Raw genomic sequence first — 14625 nt, 5'->3', positions numbered from 1 at the left:
GGCGATGAATATCATGCGAGGCACGGCTGCGTCGTGCGCCGGCCTCAGAGGGTAGCGAATTGAACGACATGGCAAAGAATCTGATCCTGTGGTTGATCATCGCAGCTGTCCTGGTGACGGTGATGAACAACTTCTCCAGCCCTAACGAGCCGCAGACCCTCAACTATTCCGACTTCATCCAGCAGGTCAAGGATGGCAAGGTCGAGCGTGTGACCGTCGATGGCTACATCATTACCGGCAAGCGCGCCGACGGTGACAACTTCAAGACCGTGCGCCCGGCCATTACCGACAATGGCCTGATCGGCGACCTGGTCGACAACCATGTAGTCATCGAAGGCAAGCAGCCGGAACAGCAGAGCATCTGGACTCAGCTGTTGGTGGCAAGCTTCCCGATCCTCGTGATCATCGCCGTGTTCATGTTCTTCATGCGCCAGATGCAAGGTGGTGCGGGGGGCAAGGGCGGGCCGATGAGCTTCGGCAAGAGCAAGGCGCGCCTGCTTTCCGAAGACCAGGTCAAGACCACCCTGGCTGACGTCGCCGGTTGCGACGAGGCCAAGGAAGAGGTCGGCGAACTGGTCGAATTCCTGCGCGACCCGGGCAAGTTCCAGCGCCTGGGTGGTCGTATCCCGCGCGGCGTGCTGATGGTCGGCCCGCCTGGTACCGGTAAGACCCTGCTGGCCAAAGCCATTGCCGGTGAAGCCAAGGTCCCATTCTTCACCATCTCCGGTTCCGACTTCGTCGAGATGTTCGTCGGTGTAGGTGCAAGCCGGGTGCGTGACATGTTCGAGCAGGCCAAGAAGCATGCTCCGTGCATCATCTTCATTGATGAGATCGACGCTGTTGGTCGCCACCGTGGCGCCGGCATGGGCGGTGGTCACGACGAGCGCGAGCAGACCCTCAACCAGTTGCTGGTTGAAATGGACGGCTTCGAAATGAACGATGGGATCATCGTCATTGCTGCCACCAACCGCCCGGACGTGCTCGACCCTGCGCTGCTGCGCCCTGGTCGCTTCGACCGTCAGGTCGTCGTCGGTCTGCCGGATATTCGTGGCCGTGAGCAAATTCTCAAGGTGCACATGCGCAAGGTGCCGATCGGCGAAAACGTCAATCCGGCCGTCATTGCCCGTGGTACCCCAGGCTTCTCCGGTGCCGACCTGGCCAACCTGGTCAACGAGGCTTCGCTGTTTGCCGCTCGCGCCAACAAGCGCCTTGTCGAAATGAAAGAGTTCGAACTGGCCAAGGACAAGATCATGATGGGTGCCGAGCGCAAGACCATGGTCATGTCCGAGAAGGAGAAGAAGAACACCGCCTATCACGAGGCCGGTCACGCCATTGTCGGTCGCCTGGTGCCTGAGCACGATCCGGTCTACAAGGTTTCGATCATCCCCCGTGGTCGTGCCTTGGGTGTCACCATGTTCCTGCCGGAAGAAGACCGCTACAGCCTGTCCAAGCGTGCGCTGATCAGCCAGATCTGCTCGCTGTACGGCGGTCGGATCGCCGAGGAGATGACCTTGGGCTTCGATGGCGTTACCACGGGTGCGTCCAACGACATCATGCGAGCCAGCCAGATCGCTCGCAACATGGTTACCAAGTGGGGTCTGTCGGAAAAACTCGGTCCGCTGATGTACGCCGAAGAGGAGGGTGAGGTATTCCTCGGTCGCAGTGCCGCCAGCCAGCACGCCAGCGTTTCTGGCGAGACGGCCAAGCTGATCGACTCTGAAGTGCGTAGCATCATCGACCAGTGCTATGCCACGGCCAAGCAGTTGCTGATCGACAACCGCGACAAGCTGGAGGTGATGACCGAAGCCTTGATGAAGTACGAGACCATTGATGCCGATCAGATCGATGACATCATGGCAGGTCGTACGCCGCGTGAGCCCCGTGACTGGGATGATGACAAGGATTCGGGCGCGCCGACTGCCCAGAATGATCGCCCGGAATCGCCGATCGGCGGCCCCGCAGCTCAACACTAAGGGCATCTATGAGCTCAGTGCAGTACCCGACCCGGTTGCCTTGTGGCAACCGGGTTCTTGATCTTTCCCGTACCCATGTCATGGGTATCCTCAATGTCACTCCCGACTCCTTCTCCGATGGCGGGCGCTTCAGTCAGCGCGACGAAGCGTTGCGCCATGCCGAGGCGATGATCGCGGCAGGGGCCACGCTGATCGACATTGGTGGAGAATCGACCCGCCCCGGTGCGCGTGCGGTTTCGGTCACCGAAGAGATCGAGCGCGTGGCGCCGATGGTCGAGGCCATCAACAGTCGCTTCGACGTGGTCATTTCGGTCGATACTTCAACGCCTGCGGTCATTCGCGAGTCGGCGCGGTTGGGTGCCGGCCTGATCAACGACGTGCGTGCGCTGGAGCGCGATGGCGCTCTGGATGCGGCGGCGGACACCGGCTTGCCGGTTTGCCTGATGCACATGCGCGGCGAGCCCGGGAACATGCAGGACGATCCGCATTACGACGATGTGACTGCCGATGTAACGCGCTATCTTGAACAGCGGATGGCCGCTTGCGCGGCGGTGGGTATCCCTGCCGAACGCATCATTCTTGACCCAGGCTTCGGTTTCGCCAAGACACTCGCGCACAACCTCAGCTTGTTCAAACACATGGAAGCGCTCTATCGCCTGGGGCGCCCGCTGCTGGTGGGCGTTTCGCGCAAGAGCATGATCGGCCTGACGCTGAATCGTCCGGTCGGTGAGCGACTGTATGGCAGCCTCGCGCTGGCGGCTCTGGCCATGACCAAGGGGGCCAGCATCCTGCGCGTCCATGACGTGGCCGAGACCGTCGACGTGGTGCGCATGATTGCCGCAGTACAGAACGCCGAATAAGAACATTGGAGTCCCTATGAGCAGAAAATATTTTGGTACCGACGGTATTCGTGGCCGCGTCGGCGAGTATCCGATCACGCCGGATTTCATGCTGAAGCTGGGCTGGGCGGCTGGCATGGCCTTCCGCAAGCAAGGCAATTGCCGAGTACTGGTGGGCAAGGACACGCGTATTTCCGGTTACATGTTTGAATCCGCGCTCGAGGCCGGCTTGTCTGCAGCCGGTGCTGACGTCATGCTGCTCGGGCCTATGCCGACGCCGGCCATCGCTTACCTGACCCGCACTTTCCATGCTGAAGCGGGCATTGTCATCAGTGCCTCGCACAACCCGCATGACGACAACGGCATCAAGTTCTTCTCCGGGCAGGGCACCAAGCTGCCCGACGAAGTCGAACTGATGATCGAAGAGTTGCTCGATCAGCCAATGACCGTGGTCGAATCGAGCAAGCTGGGCAAGGTTTCCCGTATCAACGATGCGGCCGGCCGCTATATCGAATTCTGCAAGAGCAGCGTGCCGAGCAGCACCAGCTTCGAAGGCCTCAAGCTGGTGGTCGACTGCGCTCACGGTGCCACCTACAAGGTTGCCCCGAGCGTGTTCCGTGAATTGGGTGCCGACGTGACCGTGCTGCATGCGCAGCCGGACGGCCTGAACATCAACGAGGGCTGCGGCTCGACCCACATCGAGTCGCTGCAGGCTGCCGTACTGGTAGGGCATGCCGACCTGGGCATTGCCTTCGACGGCGATGGCGACCGGGTACTGATGGTCGACCACACCGGCGCCATCGTCGACGGCGATGAGTTGCTGTTCATCATCGCTCGTGACTTGCAGGAGCGTGGCAAGCTGCAAGGCGGCGTGGTCGGCACACTGATGAGCAACCTGGGCCTTGAGCTTGCCCTCAAGGATCTGGATATTCCTTTCGTGCGGGCCAAGGTCGGCGATCGCTACGTAATGGCAGAACTGCTCGAGCGCGATTGGCTGCTCGGGGGCGAAAACTCCGGGCACGTGGTGTGCTGCAACCACACCACCACCGGTGACGCGATCATTGCTGCCCTGCAGGTGCTGATGGCGCTCAAGCGCCGCGGCGAAACCCTGGCGCAGGCGCGTCAAGCCCTGCGCAAATGCCCGCAGGTCCTGATCAATGTGCGTTTCGGGGCGAGCAAGGTCGACCCGCTGGAGCATCCGGCGGTCAAGGAAGCCAGCGCCAAGGTCACCGAAGCCATGGCGGGGCGTGGGCGTGTGCTGCTGCGCAAATCCGGTACCGAGCCCTTGGTGCGGGTAATGGTCGAAGGCGACGACGAAAACCAGGTGCGTGGGCATGCCGAAGCCTTGGCCAAGCTGGTCGCAGAAGTTTGTGCCTGAAAGAGGCTTGCCAGCGCAGATCGGGTTGGGTAAGATCTGCGCCCACTTTGACCGACGAGGTAAAGCATGCGTCGCCCCATGGTAGCTGGTAACTGGAAGATGCACGGTACCCGCGCCAGCGTCGCTGAGCTGATCCTGGGCCTGGGCAATATGTCCGTGCCAAGCGGTGTTGAAGTCGCGGTGTTTCCGCCGACGCTGTTCATCAATCAAGTGGTTGATGGTCTGCAGGGTAGCGGGATCGCTGTCGGAGCACAGAATTCTGCGATAAAGCCCGAGCAGGGCGCGCTGACCGGTGAAGTTGCACCGAGTCAGTTGGTTGAAGCAGGTTGCAAGTTGGTCTTGATTGGTCACTCGGAGCGTCGCCAGATCATTGGCGAAAGTGATGAAGTACTGAAAGAGAAGTTTGCAGCCGCTCAACTTAGTGGTTTAATGCCGGTGCTCTGCGTAGGGGAAACTCTTGAAGAGCGCGAGGCAGGCAAGACACTCGAAGTTGTCGGGCGTCAACTAAGCAGTATCATCGACGCGTTCGGTGTTAAGGCTTTTGCCAAGGCTGTAATTGCCTACGAGCCGGTTTGGGCTATTGGCACAGGTTTGACGGCTTCGCCTCAACAGGCTCAGGATGTGCATGCAGCCATCCGTGCCCAGTTGGCGGCCGAAGACGCCGAAGTTGCCGCAAGCGTGCAGCTTCTCTACGGCGGCAGCGTGAAGGCGGCCAATGCGGCCGAACTGTTCGGCATGCCGGATATCGATGGGGGGCTCATTGGTGGAGCGTCCCTGAACGCAGACGAATTCGGTGCAATTTGTCGCGCCGCAGGAAACTGAACAAATGCTGGAAACAGTTATCGTTGTTTTTCATCTGTTGGCAGCGCTGTCGCTTGTAGTGCTGGTTTTGCTGCAACAGGGTAAGGGTGCGGAAGCAGGTGCATCTTTCGGCGCAGGTGCCTCAAACACTGTGTTCGGAAGCCAAGGTTCTGCTACCTTCCTGAGTAAATTGACTGCTATACTCGCTGCCACTTTCTTTTTGACAGCACTTGGGTTAGGATACTTCGCGAAGCAACAAGCTCACCAGCTTAGCCAAGCAGGTCTTCCAGATCCAGCGGTGCTAGAAGTGAAAGAGCCGCAGAAACCGGCAGTTAATGATGATGTACCGGTGCTCCAGGAACAGAAGAGTGACACCACCACTAAAGGTGATGTGCCTCCTCCGGCCGAAGAGCAGAAGTAACGGGTTTCAAGTTGTAGTATTGCCGAGGTGGTGGAATTGGTAGACACGCAACCTTGAGGTGGTTGTGCCCATAGGGTGTAGGGGTTCGAGTCCCCTTCTCGGTACCAATTAAAGCTTGAGAGCCCGCTTTAGCGGGCTTTCTTGCAGGTGAAGGTTTGGGTTTGACCCATCAGCAGGTTAAGACTTATACTTTCGCCCCAGCTTTGTCGCGGGGTGGAGCAGCTTGGTAGCTCGTCGGGCTCATAACCCGAAGGTCGTTGGTTCAAATCCAGCCCCCGCAACCAGCTTCAGCGGAGCCCCTTTTCAGGGGCTTTTTGCTAGCTGAACGAAATTTACGGCGTCGTTGTCCTACGGCGCTTTCAGGGATGGGCGCTTCGCCCATTTTTTATTTGCACAGCATGCACGAGGGGGTTCAGGTGTCGAGCAAGCTAGAACAGTTGCAGGCCTTGTTGGCCCCGGTGGTCGAGGGTCTGGGCTATCAGTGCTGGGGGATCGAATTCGTATCCCAGGGTAAGCATTCGGTACTGCGCATCTATATCGACAAGGAAGACGGCATCCTGGTGGACGACTGCGAAGCGGTCAGCCGTCAGGCCAGCGCGATCCTCGATGTGGAAGATCCGATCAGCAGCGAATATACCCTTGAGGTCTCCTCTCCAGGCATGGATCGCCCACTGTTCACTCTGGAACAGTTTGCCTCGCATGCCGGCGAACAAGTGAAGATCAAGCTGCGTTCACCCTTCGAGGGGCGTCGTAACTTCCAGGGCCTTCTCCGCGGTGTGGAGGATCAGGACGTGGTGGTCCAGGTGGACAACCAGGAGTTCCTGCTGCCGATCGACTCGATCGACAAGGCCAATATTATTCCCAGTTTTGACTGAGACGTGCCGGGCCCGGCGGACTATCCGGGCCTAATGGCTTGCGCAAGGCGAGGCGTACGATGAGCAAAGAAGTACTGCTGGTTGTTGAATCGGTATCCAACGAAAAAGGTGTACCGCCCGGCGTCATTTTCGAAGCGCTGGAAGTGGCCCTGGCTACTGCAACCAAAAAACGTTTTGAGGACGAAGTCGATCTGCGTGTGGAAATCAACCGCCACACCGGTAGCTATGAGACGTTCCGTCGCTGGACCGTGGTCGACGAGAACGACCTGGACGATCCGGCGATCGAAACCTGGCTCGACAAGATCAAGGACACTCACCCTGAAGCGAAAGTCGGTGACGTGATCGAAGAAAAGATCGAGTCCATCGAATTCGGCCGTATCGCCGCGCAGACCGCCAAGCAGGTCATCGTGCAGAAGGTTCGTGAAGCCGAGCGCGCCCAGGTGGTTGACGCCTACCGCGAGCGGGTCAACGAGATCATCTCCGGCACCGTCAAGAAAGTCACCCGTGACAACGTCATCGTTGATCTGGGTAACAACGCCGAGGCCCTGCTGGCCCGCGAAGACATCATTCCACGTGAGACCTTCCGTGTTGGCGTGCGCCTGCGTGCGCTGCTCAAGGAAATCCGCACCGAGAACCGCGGTCCTCAGCTGATCCTGTCGCGCACCGCGCCGCAGATGCTGATCGAGCTGTTCCGCATCGAAGTGCCGGAAATCGCCGAAGGCCTCATCGAAGTCATGGCTGCATCCCGTGATCCGGGGTCGCGTGCCAAGATCGCCGTCCGCTCCAAGGACAAGCGCATCGACCCGCAAGGTGCCTGTATCGGCATGCGCGGTTCGCGCGTCCAGGCCGTATCCGGCGAGCTGGGTGGTGAGCGCGTGGATATCGTCCTGTGGGACGAGAACCCGGCGCAATTCGTCATCAACGCCATGTCGCCGGCTGAAGTCGCGGCGATCATCGTTGATGAAGATGCCCATGCAATGGACATCGCCGTTGCCGAAGACAACCTGGCACAAGCCATTGGCCGTGGTGGTCAGAACGTTCGCCTGGCCAGTCAGCTGACTGGCTGGACCCTGAACGTGATGACCGAAAAGGACATCCAGGCCAAGCAACAGGCTGAAACCGGCGACATCCTGCGTAATTTCATCGAAGAGCTGGAAGTCGACGAGGAGCTGGCCCAAGTGCTGGTCGACGAAGGCTTCACCAGCCTCGAAGAGATTGCCTACGTACCGTTGGAAGAAATGCTCAACATCGATGGCTTTGACGAAGAAATCGTCAATGAGCTGCGCGCTCGTGCCAAGGACCGTTTGTTGACCAAGGCCATCGCTACCGAAGAAAAACTGGCAGACGCCCATCCGTCCGACGACTTGCTCTCCCTTGAGGGCATGGACAAGGACCTGGCAGCGGAACTGGCGGTGCGCGGCGTGGTTAACCGCGAAGACCTGGCCGAGCAGTCGATTGACGACCTGCTCGACATCGACGGCATCGACGAAGAGCGTGCCGGCAAGTTGATCATGGCCGCCCGAGCCCACTGGTTCGAGTAATTAGGCGCGGCCTGAGGAGAGAAGTGCATGACGCAAGTCACGGTGAAAGAACTGGCCCAAGAGGTCGAGGCACCGGTAGAGCGCCTGCTGCAGCAGATGCGTGAGGCAGGTCTGCCGCACACCGACGCCGGTCAGGTAGTGACCGACAATGAAAAGCAGACTCTGCTGACCCATTTGAAGAGCAGCCACAAGAGCAAGGCGGAAGAGCCGCGCAAGATTACCTTGCAGCGCAAGACCACCAGCACCCTGCGTGTCGCCGGTAGCAAGAGCATCAGCGTAGAAGTACGCAAGAAGAAAGTTTTCGTTCAGCGCAGCCCGGAAGAAATCCAGGCCGAGCAGAAGCGTGAGCTGGATGAGCGCCGCGCGGCTGAAAATGCCGCTCGCGAAAAGGTCGAGGCCGAAGTTCGCCAGCGCAACGAAGAGCAGGCTCGCCGTCAGGCGGCCGATGCTGCTGCTGCAGCGCCAGCTCCGGCGCCTGTGGCAAAGGCCGAACCAGCGCCTGCTCCGGCCCCGGTAGTCGCCGACGCCCCAGCGTCCGAAGACGCCGCCGCCCGTGCTGCCGAGCGCAAGAAGGACGAAGCCCGTCGCAACGAAGGCCGCACCCGTGACGAAGACCGTCGTGGTGGCGAACGTCGTGGCGAAGCGCCGCGCGTGTCGATCAAGGTCAAGGTCAAGGAGAAGGAAAAGGCTCCGACTCCTCGTGCCGCACCGCGCACCACCGACGAAGAGAGCGATGGCGCTCGTCGTGGCCGTGGTGGCAAGAGCAAGCTGAAGAAACGTAACCAGCACGGCTTCCAGAACCCGACCGGCCCCGTCATTCGTGACGTGACCATCGGCGAGACCATCACCGTCTCCGAGCTGGCCAACCAGATGTCCGTCAAGGGCGCCGAAGTGGTCAAGTTCATGTTCAAGCTGGGTACCCCGGTTACCATCAACCAGGTGCTCGACCAGGAAACCGCTCAGCTGGTCGCAGAAGAGCTGGGTCACAAGGTCACCCTGATCAGCGATACCGCTCTGGAAGACTCCCTGGCCGAATCGCTGAAGTTCGAAGGGCAGACCGAGTCGCGTGCGCCGGTAGTTACCGTCATGGGTCACGTCGACCACGGTAAGACCTCGCTGCTCGACTACATCCGTCGTGCCAAGGTTGCTGCTGGCGAAGCCGGTGGTATTACCCAGCACATCGGTGCCTACCACGTGGAAACCGACCGCGGCATGGTCACCTTCCTCGATACCCCGGGCCACGCTGCGTTTACCGCCATGCGTGCCCGTGGTGCCAAGGCCACCGACATCGTCATCCTGGTGGTGGCGGCGGACGACGGCGTGATGCCGCAAACCCGCGAAGCCGTTCAGCATGCCAAGGCTGCTGGCGTTCCGCTGGTGGTTGCAGTGAACAAGATCGACAAGCCGGGTGCCGACCTCGATCGCATCCGCAACGAACTGGCCGTCGAAGGCGTAACCTCCGAGGACTGGGGTGGTGACACGCCGTTCGTCAAGGTTTCGGCGAAGATGGGTACCGGTGTCGACGAATTGCTCGAAGCCGTTCTGCTGCAGGCCGAGATCCTCGAGCTGACCGCCACCCCGACCGCTCCAGGTCGTGGCGTCGTGGTCGAATCGCGCCTGGACAAGGGCCGTGGCCCGGTGGCGACCATCCTGGTTCAGGACGGTACCCTGCGTCAGGGCGACATGGTCCTGTGCGGCTCCAACTATGGCCGCGTGCGTGCCATGCTCGACGAGAACGGCAAGCCTGTGAAGGAAGCCGGCCCGTCGATCCCGGTCGAGATCCTCGGCCTGGACGGTACCCCGGAAGCCGGTGACGAGCTGTCCGTGGTTGCCGACGAGAAGAAGGCCCGTGAAGTTGCCCTGTTCCGTCAAGGCAAATACCGCGAGGTCAAGCTCGCCCGTGCTCACGCCGGCAAGCTGGAAAACATCTTCGAGACCATGGGTCAGGAAGAGAAGAAGACCCTCAACATCGTCCTCAAGACCGACGTGCGGGGCTCCCTGGAAGCACTGCAGGGCTCGCTGTCTGGTCTGGGCAACGACGAAGTTCAGGTGCGCGTGATTGGTGGCGGCGTCGGTGGTATCACCGAAAGCGACGCCAACCTGGCGCTGGCTTCGAATGCAGTACTGTTCGGCTTCAACGTGCGTGCCGATGCCGGCGCGCGCAAGATCGTCGAGCAGGAAGGTCTGGATATGCGTTACTACAACGTGATCTACGACATCATCGAAGACGTCAAGAAAGCCCTGACCGGCATGCTCGGCAGCGATGTTCGCGAGAACATCCTGGGCGTCGCTGAAGTCCGTGACGTGTTCCGTTCGCCGAAGTTCGGCGCCATCGCTGGCTGTATGGTCATCGAAGGTACCGTGTACCGCAACCGTCCGATCCGCGTACTGCGCGAAGACGTTGTGATCTTCGAAGGTGAACTGGAATCGCTGCGTCGCTTCAAGGACGACGCTTCCGAAGTGCGTTCGGGCATGGAGTGCGGTATTGGCGTCAAGAGCTACAACGACGTCAAGGTCGGCGACAAGATCGAAGTCTTCGAGAAAGTCCAGGTTGCTCGTACCCTTTAAGGGTGAGCAGGGCGCCAGCCCCCGCCGCAGGGCGGTGGGCAGCGCCTCAGTAGGTAGCGCCCGGTCAGGCTTAAGCCTCACCGGGCGTTTGCCGCTTTAAGTTACAGGTAGCAAGAATGGCCAAAGAATACAGCCGTACCCAACGTATCGGTGATCAGATGCAGCGTGAGCTGGCCGAGCTGATCCGCCGTGAAGTCAAGGACCCACGCGTCGGTCTGGTGACCATCACCGCTGTGGATGTCAGCCGCGACCTGGGCCATGCCAAGGTCTTCATCACCGTCATGGGCGAAGAAGCGCCAGACGCCGTCCAGCAGTCGCTCAAGGCCCTGAACAGCGCCGCAAGCTTCCTGCGCCTGCACCTGGGCCGCTCGATGCAGCTGCGCAGCGTGCCGCAGTTGCACTTCCACTTCGATGAAAGTGTCAGCCGTGGTGTCCACCTCTCGGCGCTGATCGAGCGTGCAGTGGCCGAAGACCGCCTGCACAAGGATGCCGACGAGTCGGACGCCAAGGAGTAAGCGGTGGCCCAGGTCAAACGTATCCGCCGCAACGTCAGCGGCATCATCCTGCTCGACAAGCCGCTTGGTTTCACCTCCAACGCCGCGCTGCAGAAGGTCCGTTGGTTGCTCAATGCCGAGAAGGCCGGCCACACCGGCAGCCTCGACCCGCTGGCCACCGGCGTGCTGCCGCTGTGCTTTGGTGAGGCGACCAAGTTTTCGCAGTACCTGCTCGATTCCGACAAGGGCTACGAAACGGTCATGCAGCTGGGGCAGACTACCAGCACCGCAGACGCTGAAGGTGAAGTCCTGCAGACCCGCGAGGTGACCGTTGGTCGCGCCGATATCGAAGCGGTGATCCCGCGTTTTCGCGGTGAAATCCTTCAGGTACCGCCGATGTACTCAGCGCTCAAGCGTGACGGCCAGCCGCTGTATAAACTGGCGCGTGCAGGAGAGGTAGTGGAGCGCGAGGCGCGTTCTGTTACTATTGGCCGCTTGGAGTTGCTCGAGTGCGAAGGCGCCCGTGCACGGTTGTCGGTTGGCTGCAGCAAAGGCACCTATATCCGCACCCTGGTGGAGGATATCGGCGAGGCCCTTGGCTGTGGCGCCTATGTCGCCGAGTTGCGCCGGACCCAGGCCGGGCCTTTTGCCCTGGCCCAGACGGTGACCCTCGAGGAACTCGAGCAGGCCCATGCCGAAGGCGGCAACGAAGCGCTCGATCGCTTCCTGATGCCGTCCGACAGCGGGCTGCAGGACTGGCCACTGGTGTGCCTGTCCGAGCACAGCGCGTTTTACTGGCTGCATGGCCAGGCAGTGCGTGCGCCGGATGCACCGCAGTTTGGCATGGTCCGCGTACAGGATCACAATGGCCGCTTCATCGGTATCGGTGAAGTGAGCGAAGACGGGCGCATTGCGCCGCGTCGATTGATTCGGTCGGAATGACCGAAACCACAGGTCGAGGCTTTGGCTGAAACCGGTGGAACGAGGGTGGCTGTCAGTAGGCACGGTCACAGCTCATTTTATTAATACAGGGTTTTGTCCCTGGCCTATTGGAACCCGCTTGCGGGATCCGTTTGATTTGGAGAAGCCTCATGGCCCTCAGCGTTGAAGAAAAAGCTCAGATCGTTGCCGAATACCAGCAAGCCGCCGGCGATACCGGTAGCCCGGAAGTGCAGGTTGCTCTGCTGACCGCCAACATCAACAAGCTGCAAGGCCACTTCAAGGCCAACGATAAAGACCACCACTCCCGTCGTGGTCTGATCCGTATGGTCAACCAGCGTCGTAAGCTGCTGGACTACCTGAAGGGCAAAGACACCACTCGTTACAGCGCCCTGATCGGTCGCCTGGGCCTGCGTCGCTAATAGCGGCCTGGTCAGTGGTGTGCATGGCGTGTCGCAAGCTTCGGCTATGCTGCTTTGCAGCATCGTCGTCGGGCACGCCACGCGTATCTCCGAGGTTGGCAGCCTGGTTTTGCTGAGCGGTTTACCGCGCAGCAGCCAGGCTCCCAACCTCGTGTTGTATCTGGACGGTCAACGGGGCCGATTCCCCGTTCTGCCCAAGAATTCGCAAGAAACCAGTTCCCCCAGAGCCACTGAAAAAAGGTAGGAAACCGTGAACCCGGTAATCAAGAAATTCCAGTTCGGTCAATCGACCGTTACTCTCGAAACGGGCCGTATCGCCCGTCAGGCAACCGGCGCCGTGCTGGTGACCGTCGACAACGACGTCACCGTGCTGGTAACCGTGGTCGGTGCCAAGCAGGCCGACCCAGGCAAGGGGTTCTTCCCGCTGTCGGTCCACTACCAGGAAAAGACCTACGCCGCCGGCAAGATCCCGGGTGGCTTCTTCAAGCGTGAAGGCCGTCCTTCCGAGAAAGAGACGCTGACCTCGCGCCTGATCGACCGTCCGATCCGCCCGCTGTTCCCAGAAGGGTTCATGAACGAAGTGCAGGTTGTCTGCACCGTGGTTTCCACCAGCAAGAAGACCGATCCGGACATCGCTGCGATGATCGGTACCTCGGCTGCCCTGGCCATCTCCGGCATTCCGTTCGAAGGCCCGATTGGCGCTGCCCGTGTTGCCTTCCACGAAAGCACCGGCTACCTGCTGAACCCGACCTACGAGCAGCTGGCTGCTTCGAGCCTGGACATGGTCGTTGCCGGTACCTCCGACGCCGTTCTGATGGTTGAGTCGGAAGCTCAAGAGCTGACCGAAGACCAGATGCTGGGCGCCGTGCTGTTCGCCCACGACGAGTTCCAGGCTGTCATCCAGGCTGTCAAAGAGCTGGCCGCCGAAGCGGGCAAGCCGACCTGGGACTGGAAACCTGCCGTTGCCAATACCGAACTGTTCAACGCCATCCGTGCAGAGTTCGGCGAAGCCATTTCCCAGGGCTACACCATCACCGTCAAGGCCGACCGCTACGCGCGCCTGGGCGAGCTGCGCGATCAGGCCGTTGCCAAGTTCTCTGGTGAAGAAGGCCAACCTTCGCCTGCTGAAGTCAAAGAAATCTTCGGCGAAATCGAATACCGCACCGTTCGCGAAAACATCGTCAATGGCAAGCCACGTATCGATGGTCGCGACACCAAGACCGTACGTCCGCTGAACATCGAAGTCGGTGTGCTGCCCAAGACCCACGGCTCGGCCCTGTTCACCCGTGGCGAAACCCAGGCCCTGGTCGTCGCGACCCTCGGTACTGCGCGTGATGCCCAGCTGCTGGACACCCTCGAAGGCGAGAAGAAAGACCCGTTCATGCTGCACTACAACTTCCCGCCGTTCTCGGTGGGCGAGTGTGGTCGCATGGGGGGTGCCGGTCGCCGCGAAATCGGCCACGGCCGTCTGGCCCGTCGTTCGGTTCAGGCCATGCTGCCAGCCGCTGACGTGTTCCCGTACACCATCCGTGTGGTTTCGGAAATCACCGAATCCAACGGTTCCAGCTCGATGGCTTCGGTCTGCGGTGCTTCCCTGGCACTGATGGACGCTGGCGTACCGATGAAGGCGCCCGTTGCCGGTATCGCCATGGGCCTGGTCAAGGAAGGCGAGAAATTCGCAGTCCTGACCGACATCCTCGGTGACGAAGACCACCTCGGCGACATGGACTTCAAGGTTGCGGGTACCGCCAAAGGTGTTACCGCGCTGCAGATGGACATCAAGATCAACGGCATCACCGAAGAGATCATGGAAATCGCCCTGGGCCAGGCCCTGGAAGCGCGCCTGAACATCCTCGGCCAGATGAACCAGATCATTGGCGAGTCGCGTACCGAGCTGTCGGCCAACGCCCCGACCATGATCGCGATGAAGATCGACACCGACAAGATCCGTGATGTCATCGGCAAAGGCGGCGCTACCATTCGCGCCATCTGCGAAGAAACCAAGGCTTCGATCGACATCGAAGACGACGGCTCGATCAAGATCTTCGGCGAAACCAAGGACGCGGCAGACGCAGCCAAGCAGCGCATCCTGGGCATCACTGCCGAAGCCGAGATCGGCAAGATCTACGTCGGCAAGGTCGAGCGAATCGTCGACTTCGGCGCCTTCGTCAACATTCTGCCTGGCAAGGACGGCCTGGTTCACATCTCGATGCTGAGCGACGCTCGCGTAGAGAAGGTGACCGACGTACTGAAAGAAGGTCAGGAAGTCGAAGTGCTGGTACTGGACGTGGACAACCGCGGCCGTATCAAGCTGTCGATCAAAGACGTTGCCGCTGCCAAGGCTTCGGGCGTCTAAGCGACTGAAATGCGACAG

General features: G+C 60.4%; 12 protein-coding genes and 2 tRNA genes. All 14 read left to right on the top strand.

Annotation, left to right across the window (positions count from 1 at the left end; genetic code table 11):
• Positions 1-68: 68 nt before the first annotated feature.
• The 14 genes from ftsH (at position 69) to pnp (ending at position 14607) form a co-directional block, all read left to right on the top strand.
• A complete protein-coding gene (gene ftsH, locus APH33_RS13575) occupies positions 69-1973 on the top strand; it encodes an ATP-dependent zinc metalloprotease FtsH (protein ID WP_054885641.1) in 1905 nt (634 codons plus the stop codon).
• 8 nt (positions 1974-1981) lie between these two features.
• On the top strand, positions 1982-2833 hold the full coding sequence (gene folP / locus APH33_RS13570) for a dihydropteroate synthase (protein ID WP_054885640.1): 852 nt from the start codon (positions 1982-1984) through the stop codon (positions 2831-2833).
• Between the two features lie 16 nt (positions 2834-2849).
• Complete coding sequence (gene glmM, locus APH33_RS13565; protein ID WP_054885639.1) at positions 2850-4190, top strand: phosphoglucosamine mutase; 1341 nt, start codon at positions 2850-2852, stop codon at positions 4188-4190.
• Positions 4191-4256: 66 nt separating this feature from the next.
• Entirely contained in the window at positions 4257-5012 is a 756-nt protein-coding gene (gene tpiA / locus APH33_RS13560; RefSeq protein ID WP_054885638.1) for a triose-phosphate isomerase, read from the top strand.
• 4 nt (positions 5013-5016) lie between these two features.
• Positions 5017-5412: a preprotein translocase subunit SecG gene (gene secG / locus APH33_RS13555; RefSeq protein WP_054885637.1), complete on the top strand. Its 396-nt coding sequence runs from the start codon at positions 5017-5019 to the stop codon at positions 5410-5412.
• Between the two features lie 21 nt (positions 5413-5433).
• A tRNA-Leu gene (locus APH33_RS13550) sits at positions 5434-5519 on the top strand.
• A 100-nt stretch (positions 5520-5619) separates the two neighbouring features.
• Positions 5620-5696 (top strand) — tRNA-Met (locus APH33_RS13545).
• A gap of 132 nt (positions 5697-5828) precedes the next feature.
• A complete protein-coding gene (rimP, locus tag APH33_RS13540) occupies positions 5829-6287 on the top strand; it encodes a ribosome maturation factor RimP (protein ID WP_054885662.1) in 459 nt (152 codons plus the stop codon).
• Positions 6288-6346: 59 nt separating this feature from the next.
• A complete protein-coding gene (gene nusA, locus APH33_RS13535; RefSeq protein ID WP_054885636.1) occupies positions 6347-7828 on the top strand; it encodes a transcription termination factor NusA in 1482 nt (493 codons plus the stop codon).
• 27 nt (positions 7829-7855) lie between these two features.
• Positions 7856-10396 carry a translation initiation factor IF-2 gene (infB, locus tag APH33_RS13530; protein WP_054885635.1) on the top strand — a complete coding sequence of 847 codons (2541 nt, stop codon included), beginning with the start codon at positions 7856-7858 and terminating at the stop codon, positions 10394-10396.
• Positions 10397-10512: 116 nt separating this feature from the next.
• Positions 10513-10911 (top strand): 30S ribosome-binding factor RbfA, encoded by a 399-nt coding sequence (gene rbfA, locus APH33_RS13525; protein WP_054885634.1) that lies wholly within the window; start codon positions 10513-10515, stop codon positions 10909-10911.
• A gap of 3 nt (positions 10912-10914) precedes the next feature.
• Entirely contained in the window at positions 10915-11832 is a 918-nt protein-coding gene (gene truB, locus APH33_RS13520; RefSeq protein ID WP_054885633.1) for a tRNA pseudouridine(55) synthase TruB, read from the top strand.
• Between the two features lie 149 nt (positions 11833-11981).
• Positions 11982-12251: a 30S ribosomal protein S15 gene (gene rpsO, locus APH33_RS13515; protein WP_003249971.1), complete on the top strand. Its 270-nt coding sequence runs from the start codon at positions 11982-11984 to the stop codon at positions 12249-12251.
• A gap of 250 nt (positions 12252-12501) precedes the next feature.
• On the top strand, positions 12502-14607 hold the full coding sequence (gene pnp, locus APH33_RS13510) for a polyribonucleotide nucleotidyltransferase (RefSeq protein ID WP_054885632.1): 2106 nt from the start codon (positions 12502-12504) through the stop codon (positions 14605-14607).
• Positions 14608-14625: the final 18 nt, after the last annotated feature.

Origin of the sequence: Pseudomonas sp. NBRC 111130, assembly GCF_001320485.1 — a bacterium.
GTDB lineage: Bacteria > Pseudomonadota > Gammaproteobacteria > Pseudomonadales > Pseudomonadaceae > Aquipseudomonas > Aquipseudomonas vlassakiae.
The sequence above is the reverse complement of the archived record's forward strand: the minus strand, read 5'-3'. Positions and strand labels throughout refer to the sequence as shown.